Origin of the sequence: Bradyrhizobium sp. cir1 (assembly GCF_014198245.1) — a bacterium.
Lineage (GTDB): Bacteria > Pseudomonadota > Alphaproteobacteria > Rhizobiales > Xanthobacteraceae > Bradyrhizobium.
In genome coordinates, this window is the sequence record NZ_JACIHE010000004.1 from 376,764 (window position 1) to 392,443 (window position 15,680).

Here is a 15,680-nt window from a genome sequence, read left to right on the forward strand (position 1 = left end):
CGAAAAGAAAACGCGTCAAGACAAGAATCTGGAGCCCGTTCCGATTCCATTGGAACGGGCCCTAGTGGATGGAAGATTGCGTCCGATCAATCGAAGACTGTCGCGGCAATGGAATGCGGGGATCGGCTGCGCGGGCGGCTTCGATCGCGCGATAGGCGAAATAGATCAGGTTGAAGGCCTGCGCAAAATCCCGCTCGGTAAACTTGTTGGCCGCCTGGGTGACGATCGCGACGCAGTTTTCCAGGCCCGCATGCTGTGCCGCGTTGGCCTCGAGATAGGCGGAGAGCGAACGCAGCGTTTCTGCAATCATGTCTCCGATCATGTTTTCCGCAGCCTGATAATCGAGCGCCGGGTTCGGCATTGGGAAGCTGCCGGGCGCGGTTCGGAACGGCTGCTCGAACCCTTGCGATTGCAGGCGCAAGAGCAGCGGCATCAAATTGCCAAGCAGGCCGACGAGCTGCTGAATGTCTGAGGAGTGGCGCTGTGACGATGCGGCGGAGGGATTGGAATCCGACATGAGGGTTCTCCTTCGGAAGAAGCATGCGCAAGGGCGGGCGCGACCGCCGCTTTTGGCGCCGGTCGCGCCTTACCGCGCGGTCAGATCATCCGCTGCTGGCCATAGGCCTGAAGATTACCGATGACCTGGGGAATGACGCCGATCAGCTGGCGGGTGATGTCGGCGACATCCTGCTGCGTCAGTTGTCGCTGCTGGCCGAAGCCCGTCGCACCGCCGAATGCCGCCTGGAACTGCGGCGCGCCGAACTGCGTACCCCACATCTGCGCTGGCTGAGTCTGCGCGGGATAGCCGAGACCGAATTGACCCTGGCCGAGACCGCCGTGCATGGCCGAATGCTGCATTTGGGGCTGGCCCTGCAGCATTCCCACGATCTGCGGCACGATGGGCAGGATCTGCCGCACGACCTCGCTCACGTCTTGCGGACTTAGCTGCCGTGGCGCCTGGCCGTAAGCCGCATAGCCCATTCCTGCGAATGGGTTCTGAGCTTGCGCGAGAATTTGGGGCAGCGCCGGTACCAATTGCCGCACGACCTCATTCACGTCCTGTGGCGAAAGCTGGCGCTGTTGGCCGCCCCAGTGCTGCTGACCCCAGCCCGTTTGCCCGCCCCAGCCGGGGCCATATCCAAACGCGCCGAAGGTCGGCTGACCGCCGAACTGTCCATATTGCTGTCCGTAGGCCGCTTGGCCCAATCCAAGACCGCCTCCTCCAAACTGTTGGCCGCCTTGCGAACCGAATGTTCCCGACCCCCATTGTTGCGGACCGAACTGTCCGAATGGCGAACCATGCGCGAGGTGTTGTTGCAGGGTGTCATAGTAGGTCATCGCTTGTCTCCTTGCGATGGTTGGTGCCCTCAGCCCAAAATTCTGCGAAGGCAGTTCGCATGCGCGACCCCTTCGGTGGCAATAGCCGTCCCTCACGCCGGTGCGACGGCGTTGGACCTTCAAGTTCAAATGCTTGGCACAGAAGCTTTAGCCGTAAGCAATGTCACCCAGAGGCGCGGGGCGCGTCTCAAGGTGGCAAGCCGACGGTAAGGTGTTTCAAAGCGGCAAAATGACAGCCGTCGAGAGATGTGGGAGCGGATTTTCCTCGCTGGCGACGTGGCCAGCCATTTTTCACCTATGTCCTACGTCCGCTCAGACGCTCTGCAATTGCGCTGACTTCTCTCCAATTCTTATGAGCAGAGACGCGAAAAACGTACTCACGGCGAAATAGTTTCGCGCAAGCGCGGCGATATTTTGGCGACGATCCAGCTCCGCAAAAATTTCAAGCGCGCGGATTTTCGTCAGCACGCTTTGCCTGGTCAGCGAGCCTTCCTATGTGCATCGGTGAAAACTTCAGCGAATGCTAATAGGCGAGGTTGAGCAATGTGCCGACGCGCTCGGAGGTGGCGGGATGGCTGCGAAGCAAACGCGCCGGATCATGCGCGAATGCGGAGGTGCGGCTTGGTGCAGAGCCGGTGTGATGGCGCTCCAGCTTGTCGAGCGCGGCGATGAGCGCTCGCGAGTCGCCGGTCAGTTCGAGTGCCGTTGCGTCTGCATCCATTTCGCGCACGCGCGACAGAGCAAGTCCAAGGAGCTGGCCAAGAGTCGGTGCTGCGCTCAGCAGCATTGTCAATGGCCGGCTTGACGTCATGCCACCGTGATGATGGCTGGTTCGCAGCAGTGCGAGGCCAGCGAGTGAGGTCCAATCGATCGCGCGTCGCAACGCTGTCGCCCAGCCCATCGTCCAGGCGTCATTGTTGCGGATATGCGCGACTTCATGGGCCAATATCCCGGCGATCTCGTCGCGCGTCATGCCGCGCAGCAGGCCCTCGGTCAACACGATGGCACTGCGATCCGGTCCGCCGAGCGCATAGGCATTCATGTCGCGTGGTGCCGGCAGGCAATAGAGATCCGGCAATCGCACCAGGCCGGCCCGGCTGCAAACTTTTGTCAGAATGGCGAACAGGTCCGGCGCCTCGGCAGGGGACAGCAGGTGGGCGCCGAACCAGCGATAAACGTTCTCGCGCGAGATGATCATGTCGTCGGGACGGGGCGCGCTTCCCGACAGCGCCCGCTGCATGCCCGCGGCTCCGCCGACGATCCAGCCGCAGACACCGAGCAGCAATGTCATTGCAAGGATCGCCAATTGGGATGATTGATGGTTCGCAGCCTGATGGGCGTGCCGCCGATGCCGCAACCGTGACGAGTCTCTCGGGCTCAGCTCGATTCGGCATCGCAGGAAGAGGCCCATCTCTCCGGACGGCCAATGCATCTCCACGGTGACGGTGGGGCCGTACCGTAAAACGCGCAGCATCTCTCGCGGCGCATGTCGCACCAGAGCGAACGAGACGCCTGGCGCGAGGCCGGCACCGACATCTTGGCCGTGCCGATCACCACGAAACGGCATCGGGCTTACGCCAGCGTGAATCACCCTTGTCCCCTCGTGCGCGTTCAAAGAAAAGCTACGGATCTCCTGGTGCCTTGTCATGCGAGTTTCATGCCTTGGACACAGAAAAGTCCCGGTATCCACACGGGACTCCGATCCGCCTCGGGGCAAGCGCGTGGATGAGACCTTAGGAACCCGGTTCTGTTCAAGCTAAACAATGGTTTGGTCAGATAAACCGCGTTAGCGGCGCTCCGTCGGAGAGGGCAGTGTTGCAGCAAAGACAATGTGGGAACCCGGCTTCTCAAATCGGCCGAGACTCGCCATTGTGCGGCCCGGAACAACCCTAGCCGGAGCAGCATCAATGTCGGACAAGTTCTCGCGTCGCCAGTTCGCGAAGATCGCGGGGCTTTCCGCAGCGGCGATGACGGCGCCGGGGCAATCCGTCGAGGCAAAGGCCGACGCCGCGCCGGGCAGCTCGCGCGGTTTCCCGCAAGGCTTCCTCTGGGGTACGGCGACCTCGTCCTATCAGGTCGAGGGTGCGGTCAACGAGGGCGGGCGAGGGGTCTCGATCTGGGACAAGTTCGTGCGCATCCCCGGCAAGATCGAGGACGGCTCGACCGGCGACCGCGCCAACGAGCATTACCACCGCTACAAGGAGGACATCGCGCTCATCAAGGAACTCGGCTGCAAGGCCTATCGCTTCTCGATCGCCTGGCCGCGGGTGTTTCCGGATGGGGACGGCAAGCCGAACGCCAAAGGGCTCGATTTCTACAATCGGCTCATTGACGAGCTTCTCAAGAACGGCATCGAGCCGTGGGCGACGCTCTATCATTGGGACCTGCCGCAATCGCTGCAGGACCGCTTCGGCGGCTGGCGCTCGACCGAGACCTGCAAGATCTTCGGCGACTATGCGGCCTACGTCGCCGAGCACCTGACCGATCGCGTCAAGAACGTGTTCACGCTGAACGAGAGCGGCCGCTTCGTGCAGTTCGGCTATGGCCTCGGCATCGACGCGCCCGGCGTGACGCTGTCGCAGAGAGAGGTCAACCAGGTCAGGCACAACAGCGCGCTCGCGCATGGGCTCGCGGTGCAGGCGGTGCGGGCCCATGGTCGCCGCGGCACCAGGGTGGGACCTGCCGAGAACATCGACGTCTGCGTTCCCGCGATCGACACGCCCGAGCATGTCCAGGCCGCCGAGATCGCGCTACGCGAGATGAACGCCGGCTATCTCAACGTCATCATGGAGGGACGCTACACCGACGCCTTCCTGAAATATGCCGGCGCCGACGCGCCGAAATACACCGAGGCCGAGCTGAAGATCATCTCCTCGCCGGTCGATTTCCTCGGTCTCAACATCTACGCGCCGCAGAACTATGTGGTGCCGTCCGAGGAGGGCGCGGGCTTCATGCCGCTGCCGATCCCGAAATCGTTCCCGCACATGAATTCGAACTGGCTCCGCGTCGCGCCGGAGACGATCTACTGGGTGCCGAAGCTCGCGGCCAAGATCTGGAAGACGGATGCGATCTATATCAGCGAGAACGGCGCCTCCGGCGACGATGTGGTGACGCCCGACGGCAAGATCCACGACACCGACCGCGTCATGTACCTGCGCAACTATCTCGCCCAGCTGCAGCGCGCCACCGCCGAGGGCGTGCCGGTGCGCGGCTATTTCCTCTGGAGCCTGATGGACAATTTCGAATGGGTGTTCGGGCTCAGCAAGCGCTTCGGCCTCTATCACGTCAACTTCGACACCCAGGTCCGCACCGCAAAGCTCAGCGCCAGCTACTACCGCAACGTCATCGCGAAGAACGCCGCGGGGGTGTGATGTCTTCGCCTCTCCCCGCGTGCGGGGAGAGGCCGGAATTTGCGATAGCAAATTCCGGGTGAGGGGGACTCTCGGCGAGTCCATCTGTCGCCGTCCTTGCTGAAGCTCCCCCTCACCCGAATTTTCCGCTGCGCGTAAAATCCGGCCTCTCCCCGCAGGCGGGGAGAGGCGAAGGAAAGCCGCGCCACATTGACTCCCTTCTTCCCCTTATTCAAAACGTCTTCAACACCAACAACAAGAGGACAACGCCAATGGCTGACGCGCTGATCATCGATGCCTGCCGCACCCCGCGAGGCATCGGCAAGGCCGGCAAGGGAGCACTGTCGGGCATTCATCCGCAGCAGCTGGGTGCAACCGTGCTGCGTGCGCTCGCCGATCGCACCGGCATCAATACCGCCGACGTCGACGACATCGTCTGGGGCTGCAGTGCGCAGGTTGCAACGCAAAGCGGCGATCTCGGCCGCATGTCGGCACTCGATGCCGGCTATGACGTGCGCGCCAGCGCGGTGACGCTCGACCGCTTCTGCGGAAGCGGCATCACCAGCGTCAACATGGCGGCATCCTCGATCATGGCGGGCGCCGAAGACCTCGTCATCGCCGGCGGCTGCGAGATGATGTCGATGGAAGGCCGGCGCGGCGGTGGCCCGATGATGATGGACGCCGGCAATCTGCGCCTGCGCGCGCGGCATCCGCAGTCGCATCAGGGCGTCTGTGCGGACGCGATCGCGACCATGGAAGGCATCACGCGGCGTGACGTCGATGCGCTCGGCCTCGAAAGCCAGAAGCGCGCCGCGCATGCGATCGCGAACGGCCACTTCAAGAAGAGTCTCGTGCCCGTGCACGGCGAGGACGGCAGCCTCGCGCTCGACCACGAAGAATATCCGCGGCCGCAGACCACGATGGAGGGGCTCAGCAGCCTGAAGCCGGCCTTCCCCGCCATCGCCGATTACGCGCTCGACGACAAGGGCACGACCTATCGAGGCCTGATCCTGCAGAAATATCCGGACCTGAAGATCGACTTCGTGCATCACGCCGGCAACTCGTCCGGCGTCGTCGACGGCGCCGCCGCGATCCTGCTGGCCTCGCCCGCCTATGCCAAGGCGCATGGCCTTAAAGCCCGCGCCCGTGTCGTCGCGATGGCGAACATGGGGGACTCGCCGACCCTCATGCTGAACGCGCCGGTGCCGGCGACGCGCAAGGTGCTGGCAAAGGCGGGCCTCTCCATCGACGACATCGACCTGTTCGAGATCAACGAGGCCTTTGCGGTGGTGGCGGAAAAATACATCCGAGACCTCAAGCTCGACCGCGCCAGGGTCAACGTCAATGGCGGCTCGATCGCGCTCGGCCATCCCATCGGTGCGACCGGCTCGATCCTGATCGGCACCGTGCTCGACGAGCTCGAGCGGCGCGACCTGAGGCGTGGTCTCGTCACCATGTGCGCCGCCGGCGGCATGGCGCCCGCCATCATCATCGAGCGCGTGTAGCTTGTTCACCTCGCCCCACTTGCGGGGAGAGGTCGGATTGCATCGAAGATGCAATCCGGGTGAGGGGGGCTCTCGGCGTGCCGAACTCTCACCGTCTTTGCTGAAGCAGCCCCTCACCCCAACCCTCTCCCCGTAAGAACGGGGAGAGGGAGAGCACTTGCAAATGCGGCTGCGGTGCGATCTACCCCTTATTTTCTAGGGTGAAACGCACCCCTCCTTGCACAAAGAGGCCGGTCGTCGCTTGTCGAAAGCCGCGAATCAGCTTTAGCAAGGTTGCGTGCGGGCCTTTGAAACAAGGCAAAATCCGCTGCTCAAGGCTCCTTCCGCACTGGAAGTGGCTAAAATGCAGGGTTTTTTGCCACAGCGGGGCAAAAAGCCCGTAAAATCGCGACAAAACTGTGCAGAAGGCTATAGGCCTTCGCCGGTTGGTCTAATATGCAGCCGTCACGAATCAGAGGAGACACGATGGCAACCCAAATGTCCAAATCGCAGTTGATCGAAAAGATTGCGACCGCCACAGAGCTTTCCAAGCGCGACGTCAAGAGCGTCATGGAGACGCTGACCGACGTCGGCCACAAGGAGCTCAAGAAGAACGGCCTGTTCCTGGTGCCGGGCTTCGCCAAGTTCGTGGTCATCAAGAAGCCCGCGACCAAGGCGCGCAAGGGCACCAACCCGTTCACGGGTGAAGAGATGATGTTCAAGGCCAAGCCGGCCCGGAAGATCGTCCGCGCCCGCCCGGTCAAGGCTGCCAAGGACGCCGTGGCCTGATAACGCAAAGGCCCCCTCGGATAGGAGGGGGCCTTTTGATGGGGCAGCCGCGAGGGCTTGAGACGGAGGGCTCAACCCTTGCGGCGCTTCACCCGGACCGGGACCGGCTGAAGCCGCGGCCCGGGGCCTGCGAGCGCATCGCGAACCCGGTCGATGGCGCGATCGAGTAATTGGCGCAGCCGCTGCGTCTTGCGCGATCTCTTCGCTTTTTCCAGCAGTTTCTTCATCGCATCACTCCGCCGCTTCGACCTTCGCATCGGCTTGGGCTTCAGGTTGGGCTTCCGCCGGCTCGAGCGCCGCGGCGATGGCCTCGTCGACGCGCTCCAGCCAGATGAATTCGAGGTTGTCCCGCGCGCTCTTCGGGATATCGTCATAGTCCCGCTTGTTGCGCGCCGGCAGCATCACCCGCTTCAGGCCGGCGGCAGCCGCAGCCACCACCTTCTCCTTGATGCCGCCGACCGGCAGCACCAGGCCGCGCAGCGAGATCTCGCCGGTCATCGCGGTGTCGCTGCGCACCGTGCGATTGGTGAGCAGGGACGTCAGCGCCGTGAACATGGCGACGCCCGCGCTCGGCCCGTCCTTCGGGGTTGCGCCCGCCGGGACGTGAACGTGGATGTCGCTCTTCTCGAACAGCTGGGGATCGATGCCGAGCTGCGAGGCCCGGCTCTTCACCAGCGTCAGCGCAGCCTGCACGCTCTCGCGCATGACCTCGCCGAGCTGGCCGGTCAGGATCATGCCGCCGCGGCCGGCCACGCGCGAGGCCTCGATGAACAGGATGTCGCCGCCGACCGGCGTCCAGGCAAGGCCCGTGGCCACGCCCGGAATGCTGGTGCGCTGCGCGATCTCGCCCTCGAAGCGCGGCTGGCCGAGCACGGTGGCGATGTCCTTCGGCGACACCACGACCTTCGCAGCCGTACCTTCGGCGACCTGCACTGCGGCATGGCGGAACACCTTGCCGATCTCGCGCTCGAGGTTACGCACGCCGGCCTCGCGGGTGTAGCCCTTGACGATCAGCTTCAGCGCCTCCGGCTCGATCTCGGCCTGCTCGGCCGAGAGGCCATTGGCCTCCAGCTGCCGCCGCACCAGATAGCGCCGCGCGATCTCCAGCTTCTCGTCCTCGGTGTAGCCGGCGAGGCTGATCAGCTCCATGCGGTCCAGCAGCGGACCCGGAATCTGGTCCAGCATGTTGGCGGTCGCGATGAACACCACGCGCGAGAGGTCGAAGGGCACGCCCAGGTAATTGTCCCGGAACGTCCCGTTCTGCTCGGGGTCGAGCACCTCCAGCATCGCTGCGGAGGGATCGCCCTGCACGCCGCGGCCCATCTTGTCGATCTCGTCCAGCATCATGACGCAGTTGCGTGCGCCCGCCTTCTTGATGCCCTGGATGATGTTGCCGGGCAGCGCGCCGATATAGGTCCGCCGGTGGCCGCGGATCTCGGCCTCGTCATGCACGCCGCCCAAGCTGACGCGCACGAAGGGGCGATCCATCGCGCGTGCGATGGACTGGCCGAGCGAGGTCTTGCCGACGCCGGGCGGGCCGACGAAGCACAGGATCGGGGCCTTGCCCTGCGGCGCCAGCTTGCGCACCGCCAGATATTCGATGATCCGGCTCTTGATCTTCTCCAGGCCAAAATGATCGGCATCGAGGATGCGCCGCGCTTCCTTGATGTCGATCGGCTTCTCCGCGGGCAAGGCCCAGGGCAGCTCGATCAGCCAGTCGAGATAGGTGCGGACCATGCCGGCTTCGCCGGCCGCCTCCGGCATGCGCTCGTAACGGCGCAGCTCCTTCTTGGCGTGGGCCTCGGCTTCCGGCGGCATGTTGGCCTTGGCGATCGCAGCCGTCAGCTCGGCGACCTCGGCAGCCTTGCCGTCGCCTTCGCCCAGCTGGCGCTGGATCGTCGCCATCTGCTCGCGCAGGATCGCCTCGCGCTGGCGCTCGTCGAACGAGGCCTTGGTCTTCTGGCCGATCTCGTTGCTGATGCGCAGCACCTCCAGCCGCTCGGCCAGATGCTTCGACACCTTCTCGACGCGCAGGGCGAGGTCGATGGTCTCCAGCACCTCCTGCTTGTCCTGCGGCTTGATGTCCATGAACGAGGTCGCCAGATCGGCCAGCGCGCCGGGCGCGGTGGTGCCCTGGAACATCGCGGTCAGCTCGGGCGGCGCCTGCGGCAGCAGCTCGATCGCCTCGATGGCCTGGCGCTGCAGGTTCAGCGCGCGCGCCTCGATCTCGGGTGAGCTGGTGGCCGGCTCCGGAATCTGCTGAATGCGCGCGGCCGGGAACGGCGTGCCCGGCAGGAAGTCGAGGATGCGGGCGCGCTGCACGCCCTGGCAGACGATATGATGCGTGCCGTCCGGCGCGGTGATGTAGCGCACGATGTTGGCGATGGTCGCGACCCGGAAGAGATCGTCCGGCCCGGGCTCCTCGATCTCGGGGCTGCGCTGCAGGACGATGCCGACCGGCCGCTGCTCGCGCAGCGCCTGCTGTGCGGCGGCGATGGACTTCGCCCGGCCGATCGCAATCGGCGCGATGGCGCCGGGGAACAGCACCATCTCGCGCACGGGGATGATGATCAGTGCGTCTTCGGGGATCTTCACGTCGGAGCCGTTTTGGGAATTGGTCTGTGCGTTGTTCATCTGTTCGGTGGCCATGATCGACCTCAGGATTTGGCGAGGCGCAGTGCGACGCAGCCGTCCATCACGAAGCGGCTGATGGCATAGCGGCCAAGGGGCAATGCAATGCGGCGCTCAAAACGCCCCTGCGGCAGCTCGAGCCGGTGGATGCGGGCGTTGCGAAGCTCCGGCGGCAGCGTGCGCTGGCCGGAGATCACGAGCACGCCGTCATGGATGACAGTCTCGACATTGTCCGGATTGACGCCGGGAAGCGCGACCAGGATCAAAAGCTCATGCTCGGTCTCGAGCACGTCGATCGGCGGCTCCCAGCAGGCGTCCTGGCGGCCGAACTGGTGCCGCAGCCGTTCGGCGCGGGTCAGCGAGTCCAGGGCTTCGGACAGCATCCAGTCGAGGGGATTTTTGGGTTGCATGATGCGGACTCGGGGGCTGGGAAAGCCTGCATATGGGGCTGGTTCCCGGGAATTCCAGTGCTGTGGCGCTGACGTGCCATGCGCCATCGTGCGATCCAAAAAGCAAACGCCGCGGCTCGGCCGCGGCGTTCTGTCTTGATAGCGCGGCGGGCATCAGGCCGCGGCGCGATACTCGTCTTCCGCTTCGAGATTGATGACGGAGGTGGCGAGCTCGGTCAGCGTGCGATCGGTCGCCGCTTCCTCGTCCAAGGTCTCCTGGAGTAGCCTTGCTGCGTCCTGCATGCCGAGCTCCTCGGCCCAGGTGCGCAGCGTGCCGTAGCGGGAGATCTCGTAATGCTCGACCGATTGCGCCGCCGCGAGCAGTCCGGCGTCGAGGGCGGGGGCACCCTTGAACTCCTTCATGATCTCCGCGCCCTCGTCCGCGATGCCGTTGATGGCCTCGCAAGGCTTGCCGCGTGCGGGCTTGCCCAGCATCTTGAAGATCTGGTCGAGACGCCTGACCTGACCCTGGGTCTCGCGCAGATGCTTGTTGAAGGCAGCCGCGAGGTCCTTCGACTGCGCGGCCTTTGCCATCTTGGGCAGGGTCTTGATGATCTTGTTCTCGGCGAAATAGATGTCCTTCAGCGTTGCCAGGAACAGGTCGCTGAGCATCTTCGGCGCCTGACGCGTCCGGCGCGCCACCGTCTTCCTGGTTGTGCGTTTCTTCGCTCGTTTGGCCATTGGTCCTCCTCTCGAGATGACACGGGAAGGCATGCCCTTCCTCGATCGTCACGCGATCAAGAATCGGGATGAGCAAATGTTCCTCGCGAAGCGGACCGCGAGCCGCTATGGCTTGCCGTCTGAGCCAAGCTCTCTTGAGAAAAGCCTGCCCGAGACGCCTTCCGATGCTCGACTTCGCCCTGTCCGCCTTCGTGACGCTGCTGCTGGTGGTCGATCCGGTCGGCCTTGCGCCGGCCTTCCTGGCCGCGACCCCCGGCATGCCCGACAAGGTCAAGCGGACGATCGCGCTGCGCGCACCGCTGATCGCGGCCTCGATCCTGGTCGTGATCGCGCTGGCCGGAAACTGGCTGCTGCGCCAACTCGGGATCGGCATCCCCGCCTTCCAGATCGCCGGCGGGCTGCTGCTGTTCGGCGTCTCCTACCAGATGATCTTCGGCGACCGCCCGCATCGCGAGGCGCGCGAGGCCGACAAGGCGACCTCGGAGCATGCGTCAGACGTCGCGGTATTTCCCCTGGCCATCCCCATGATGGCCGGCCCCGGCGCGATCGCGACCACGCTGCTCCTGTCGGGCGACGCCGGCTATGGACCGCGGCTCGCGATCATCATCGCGATCGTGCTCGCGGTGTGCCTGCTCTGCATGCTCTGCTTTGTCTCCGCAAGCCTGATCGCCCGCACCCTCGGGCGCACCGGAAATGCGGTGCTCTCGCGCGTGCTCGGCATGTTGCTCGCGGCCTATTCGGTGCAGTTCGTGATCAATGGCGTTGCGGCCGTCCGGGCGAGTCTGGCGTAGGCCTGCGACAATCTGTTAATTCATTGATTTTACGGTCTATTTCGAGAAGGGTCGCGCGCGCCGTCCAGATCGCGGCCGCGCCGGTCGCTTTCGCTTGCACTGCCATGTTGCTTTGACGTACTTCCCCTTTCACCAGCGCCAGGAAATCGGGATGTCGATGACAGCGGACGAACTCGCCAAGAGACAGGCCATCATCGACGCCTGCCGCCGCATGAACGCGCTCGGCATCAACCAGGGCACATCAGGGAATATCAGCGTCCGGCATGCGGACGGGCTGCTGGTCACGCCGACCAGCGTGCCCTACGACGCCATGACGCCGGACCAGATCGTGTTCATGGCGATGGACGGCTCGCATGCGCGCCATCAAAAGCCGTCCAGCGAATGGCGCTTCCATCGCGACATCCTGAAGTCGCGGCCCGACGTCAACGCCGTGGTCCACGCCCATCCGACCTATTGCACCATCCTCGCGATCATGGGCATGGAGATCCCGCCCGTGCACTACATGATCGCGGCTGCGGGCGGCGACAGCATCCGCTGCGCGCCCTATGCCACCTTCGGAACGGAGGAACTGTCCGAGCACGCGGTCCGGGCGCTGGAGGGACGACTCGCCTGTTTGCTCGACCATCACGGCATGATCGCGATCGGCAAGACGCTGGACAAGGCGATGTGGCTCGCCGTCGAGGTCGAGACGCTGGCGCGGCAATATCACGGCTGCCTTCAGATCGGAGAACCGCCGCTGCTGTCCAGTGACGAGATCGAACGGGTCCGCCAGCGCATGGCCGGCTACGGCCTGTCGGAAGGGTAGGGCGAGCAAAAGGTGTTCGTACGGATCAGGCGCCTCGTCGATCGCAAGGGAACCAACCGCACCATGGTTCGGCTGCGCGCGCTCTTGCGCAGCAACGAGTTCTACCTGATCCCGCTGGCGCTCGTGATCGGCACGCTTGCCGGCGCGATCGTGACGCTGATGGCCGAGATCGCGCAGATCGCCCATGTGGTGATCTACGGCATTCCCGTCGACGTTCGCCTGTCGGCCAATGCGCGCGTGAGCCCGTGGGCCGCGCTGCTCGCGCCTGCGCTCGGCGGACTGGCGCTCGGCATCATGGAATGGTCGCGGCGGCGGATGAAGATCTCGAGCGCCGTCGATCCGATCGAGGCCAACGCGCTGCGCGGCGGCAATCTCTCGATGCGCGACAGCGTGGTGGTGTCGAGCCAGACCCTGATCTCCAACGGCTGCGGCGCCTCGGTCGGCCTCGAGGCCGGCTATACCCAGATCGGCTCCGGCATCGCCTCGCTGCTCGGGAAGTTCTTCAATCTGCGCCGCAACGATCTGCGTCTGATGGTCGGCTGCGGCGCGGCCGCCGCGATTGCGGCGGCGTTCGGTGCACCGATCACCGGCGCCTTCTACGCCTGCGAGCTGATCGTCGGCGTCTATTCGGTCGGCAGCGCCGCGCCGATCCTGGCCGCCTCACTCGCCGGCGCGCTGACGGCGCAATGGCTCGGCGGCGCACCGTATTCATTGGAGATACCCAAGGTCAGCTCCGTCGGCGTCGAGCAATATCTGGCGCTGATCGGACTCGCCCTCATCACCAGCGGCGTCGGTATCGCCGTGATGCGTTCCTCGCCGATGTTCGAGCGCCTGTTCGCCTGGCTGCCGGTCTGGCTTCGTCCCGTGTTTGGCGGCCTCATCGTCGGCGCCTTTGCAATTGTCACGCCGCAGGTGCTGGCGGCCGGCCACGGCGCCATGGTGCTCGATCTGTTTCACGACATGACGATCGGCCTGATCGCGCTGGTCATCGCCCTGAAAGTGACGGCCTGCCTGATCTCGCTCGCCTCGGGCTTCCGCGGTGGCCTGTTCTTCGCCTCGCTGTTCGTCGGCAGCCTGATCGGGAAGTTCTTCGCCGAGCTGTTGGAACTGATCAGTCCGAACTTCGTGATCGATCCTCTGGTGGCGATGCTGACGGGCATGGCGACGCTCGGCGTCGCCATCGTCGGCGGCCCCCTGACGATGTCGTTCCTCGTGCTCGAGATGACCCGCAATGTCGACGTCACCGCCGTGGTGCTGGCCGGCTGCATCGTCACCTCGATCTGCGTGCGCTTCATGTTCGGCCACTCCTTCTCGACCTGGCGCCTGCATCTGCGCGGCGAGACCATCCGCAGCGCCAACGACGTCGGCTGGCTGCGCAATCTCACCGTCGAGCGGCTGATGCGCTCCGACGTCGGCAAGGTGCCGTCGACCACGACGATCGCGGCTGTGCGCCGCGAATTCGCGCTGGGGTCGCGGCCCGGTATAGTCATCGTCAACAACGCGGACGAATATGTCGGCCTCGTCCTGCTGCCCGACCTGTACTCCAGCGATCTCGACACCATCGCAGACGACATCCAGGTGATCGAGCTCGCCCGCCTGATCGACATCGTGCTGATCCCGGAAATGAACGTGAAGTCGGCGATGGCGGTGTTCGACGAGGCCGAAGCGGAGATGCTGGCGGTGGTCGATTCCACCGACAGCCGCAAGGTGGTCGGCTTCCTCACCGAGAACTTCGCCCGCCGCCGCTATGTCGAGGAGATCGACAAGGCCACGCGCGGCGTGCTGGGGGCGTTGTCGTAAAGCGTTGAGGCGGGACGGCGTGCATGCGCCGCCGTCCGCGCCTTCTACCGGCCTGGTTGAGTCGGCGAAGCAACGAGGCAGGCCACGATCCGGCGGACCAGTGGCAGCACCACGAGCAGCGTTGGGAAGGCGACGAGCCATGACAGCCGCCAGGCACCGGGCCAGGTGGCCAGGAACGCCGGCGTTGCGCCGAGGCTCCGCAGCGTCGAAATGACCGACACCACGGCCGTCATGAGGATGGACAGCACGAATGGCATTACGATCGGCGCATAGCGCGCCGGCAGTTTGCGAACCGCAATCATCTGATTTCCCTTGAGGAAAAGGACGCGTCAGTCACGTTGAACCCTGGAAATTGGCATCGATTCCGACGGCGTCGGTTGATGCGTTGGTTCACGTGAAACGCTTACGGCGACCGAAAAACGGCGCGGCTGTTCATTATCCGCTCAGGTTGAGTGGTTCAAGCTGGATCTGGTCGTTCGGTTTACAATCGTTCAAAGCGTGGCAGATTGCCGCGATCCCGAAACCAATTCAGTGGTTTGCGCATTATATATCGTTTGCACGCGTGACATCGGGCGAGAACACAGGAAGGTCAAAATGAGTGCTGGACGCATGATTTCCGCAGCCGGCCGCAAGACGGTGCTGGCTGCGTTCGCAACCCTCGCCCTGGCCGCGGCCTCCGTGTCGCCGTCGGCTGCCACTTCGACCACGCCGGCGCCGAAGGCCGCCGTTGCAGGTCAGGCCTCCTCCGACGTCACTGATTTCAGCGCAGCCCATCGTCGCCACTACTACAGGCGCGGACCGAACGCCGCAGGTCTCGCCTTCATGGGCGCGGCGGCGGGCATCATCGGCGGGGTGATCGCTGAGCAGCGGCGCCGCGACTATTACGAGAACCGCTATTATTACGGCCCGCGTCCTTACTACGGCGGCCCGGGCTATTATGGCGGCCAGGGCTACTACGGCGGCAGTCCCTTTTATTACGATCCGGGCTACTGATACCGGTCGTTTCGGGCGGCCGTAGTTCGTTGGTCAGATCCACTTCCGGATTTTGCAGAAGGGCGGCGCTTTGCGTCGCCCTTCTTACTGGCCGGTGTGCTGTAGCTCCGATAGCCCGGGTGTGTCGCCCCGCTGTCAATCCGCCCGTGCAAAAATATTCCGCTTTACCGAAATTCGGATTTGTCGTACGTGTCGCCCATCCCGGCTCATCCTTGAGGGGCGATCATGAGGTCGTCATTTTCGCGAGCCGGGCTTGCGGTGGACGCGGCAGCGTCGGGCGCGATGGCCAAGGGCAGGGCGGATTGCTCTCCGTGAGTCCTGAGGCTTCGTGCGGACGAACGGCGCTGTCAGGTTTGTCTCGTCTGTAAGTTTCCGGCTCCGTCGACAGGGCTGGGAAAACTGCGGCGAAATGGCGGACCGCGCGTACGGCAAAACCGTGTGGTTCTGGCCGTCGTTGCTGCGGTCAAGCTCTTGCGGAGGCGGTGATCGCGTCAACCGGCGCGGCGCTGGTGAATTTCGCTGGGGCGAGGGAGGCCAGAACGAACTCGGCTCCCGGAAGAGCACGGCAC

The 15,680-nt window shown here is 64.5% G+C and carries 15 protein-coding genes; 7 read left to right on the forward strand and 8 right to left on the reverse strand.

Features of this window, described 5'->3' with window-relative positions; all coding sequences use genetic code 11:
• Window positions 1–61 precede the first annotated feature (61 nt).
• From GGD63_RS12590 to GGD63_RS12600, 3 genes are all read right to left on the reverse strand, one after another.
• On the reverse strand, window positions 62–517 hold the full coding sequence (locus GGD63_RS12590; protein ID WP_183242261.1) for a hypothetical protein: 456 nt from the start codon (window positions 515–517) through the stop codon (window positions 62–64).
• A gap of 80 nt (window positions 518–597) precedes the next feature.
• Window positions 598–1,338: a hypothetical protein gene (locus tag GGD63_RS12595; RefSeq protein ID WP_183242263.1), complete on the reverse strand. Its 741-nt coding sequence runs from the start codon at window positions 1,336–1,338 to the stop codon at window positions 598–600.
• Window positions 1,339–1,861: 523 nt separating this feature from the next.
• A complete protein-coding gene (locus GGD63_RS12600; protein WP_183242265.1) occupies window positions 1,862–2,953 on the reverse strand; it encodes a zinc metalloprotease HtpX in 1,092 nt (363 codons plus the stop codon).
• Window positions 2,954–3,245: 292 nt separating this feature from the next.
• Here GGD63_RS12600 and GGD63_RS12605 point away from each other — a divergent pair, with 292 nt between their 5' ends.
• From GGD63_RS12605 to GGD63_RS12615, 3 genes are all read left to right on the forward strand, one after another.
• The gene (locus GGD63_RS12605) at window positions 3,246–4,709 is read left to right on the forward strand and encodes a GH1 family beta-glucosidase (RefSeq protein WP_183242267.1); all 1,464 of its coding nucleotides are present in this window, start codon (window positions 3,246–3,248) and stop codon (window positions 4,707–4,709) included.
• 251 nt (window positions 4,710–4,960) lie between these two features.
• Window positions 4,961–6,193 (forward strand): acetyl-CoA C-acetyltransferase, encoded by a 1,233-nt coding sequence (locus tag GGD63_RS12610; protein ID WP_183242269.1) that lies wholly within the window; start codon window positions 4,961–4,963, stop codon window positions 6,191–6,193.
• A 465-nt stretch (window positions 6,194–6,658) separates the two neighbouring features.
• Window positions 6,659–6,961 (forward strand): HU family DNA-binding protein, encoded by a 303-nt coding sequence (locus tag GGD63_RS12615; protein ID WP_128964917.1) that lies wholly within the window; start codon window positions 6,659–6,661, stop codon window positions 6,959–6,961.
• A 71-nt stretch (window positions 6,962–7,032) separates the two neighbouring features.
• Here GGD63_RS12615 and GGD63_RS12620 read toward each other — a convergent pair whose 3' ends face one another.
• The 4 genes from GGD63_RS12620 to GGD63_RS12635 form a co-directional block, all read right to left on the reverse strand.
• Window positions 7,033–7,188 carry a hypothetical protein gene (locus tag GGD63_RS12620; RefSeq protein WP_183242271.1) on the reverse strand — a complete coding sequence of 52 codons (156 nt, stop codon included), beginning with the start codon at window positions 7,186–7,188 and terminating at the stop codon, window positions 7,033–7,035.
• A 4-nt stretch (window positions 7,189–7,192) separates the two neighbouring features.
• Window positions 7,193–9,610, reverse strand: a complete 2,418-nt coding sequence (gene lon / locus GGD63_RS12625) for an endopeptidase La (protein ID WP_183242273.1) — start codon at window positions 9,608–9,610, stop codon at window positions 7,193–7,195.
• An 8-nt stretch (window positions 9,611–9,618) separates the two neighbouring features.
• On the reverse strand, window positions 9,619–10,002 hold the full coding sequence (locus GGD63_RS12630; RefSeq protein ID WP_183242275.1) for an Hsp20/alpha crystallin family protein: 384 nt from the start codon (window positions 10,000–10,002) through the stop codon (window positions 9,619–9,621).
• A gap of 153 nt (window positions 10,003–10,155) precedes the next feature.
• Window positions 10,156–10,722: a ferritin-like domain-containing protein gene (locus GGD63_RS12635; RefSeq protein ID WP_183242277.1), complete on the reverse strand. Its 567-nt coding sequence runs from the start codon at window positions 10,720–10,722 to the stop codon at window positions 10,156–10,158.
• 164 nt (window positions 10,723–10,886) lie between these two features.
• On the opposite strand from GGD63_RS12635, the gene GGD63_RS12640 reads away from it, so the two are divergent.
• The 3 genes from GGD63_RS12640 (at window position 10,887) to GGD63_RS12650 (ending at window position 14,118) form a co-directional block, all read left to right on the forward strand.
• Window positions 10,887–11,513: a MarC family protein gene (locus GGD63_RS12640; RefSeq protein ID WP_183242279.1), complete on the forward strand. Its 627-nt coding sequence runs from the start codon at window positions 10,887–10,889 to the stop codon at window positions 11,511–11,513.
• A gap of 151 nt (window positions 11,514–11,664) precedes the next feature.
• Window positions 11,665–12,318, forward strand: coding sequence for an L-fuculose-phosphate aldolase (locus GGD63_RS12645; RefSeq protein ID WP_183242281.1), 654 nt, complete (start codon window positions 11,665–11,667; stop codon window positions 12,316–12,318).
• Between the two features lie 12 nt (window positions 12,319–12,330).
• On the forward strand, window positions 12,331–14,118 hold the full coding sequence (locus GGD63_RS12650) for a chloride channel protein (protein WP_183242283.1): 1,788 nt from the start codon (window positions 12,331–12,333) through the stop codon (window positions 14,116–14,118).
• 44 nt (window positions 14,119–14,162) lie between these two features.
• Here GGD63_RS12650 and GGD63_RS12655 read toward each other — a convergent pair whose 3' ends face one another.
• Entirely contained in the window at window positions 14,163–14,420 is a 258-nt protein-coding gene (locus GGD63_RS12655) for a DUF2798 domain-containing protein (RefSeq protein ID WP_183242286.1), read from the reverse strand.
• Window positions 14,421–14,712: 292 nt separating this feature from the next.
• Here GGD63_RS12655 and GGD63_RS12660 point away from each other — a divergent pair, with 292 nt between their 5' ends.
• Window positions 14,713–15,111 (forward strand): hypothetical protein, encoded by a 399-nt coding sequence (locus tag GGD63_RS12660; RefSeq protein ID WP_183242288.1) that lies wholly within the window; start codon window positions 14,713–14,715, stop codon window positions 15,109–15,111.
• Window positions 15,112–15,680 lie beyond the last annotated feature (569 nt).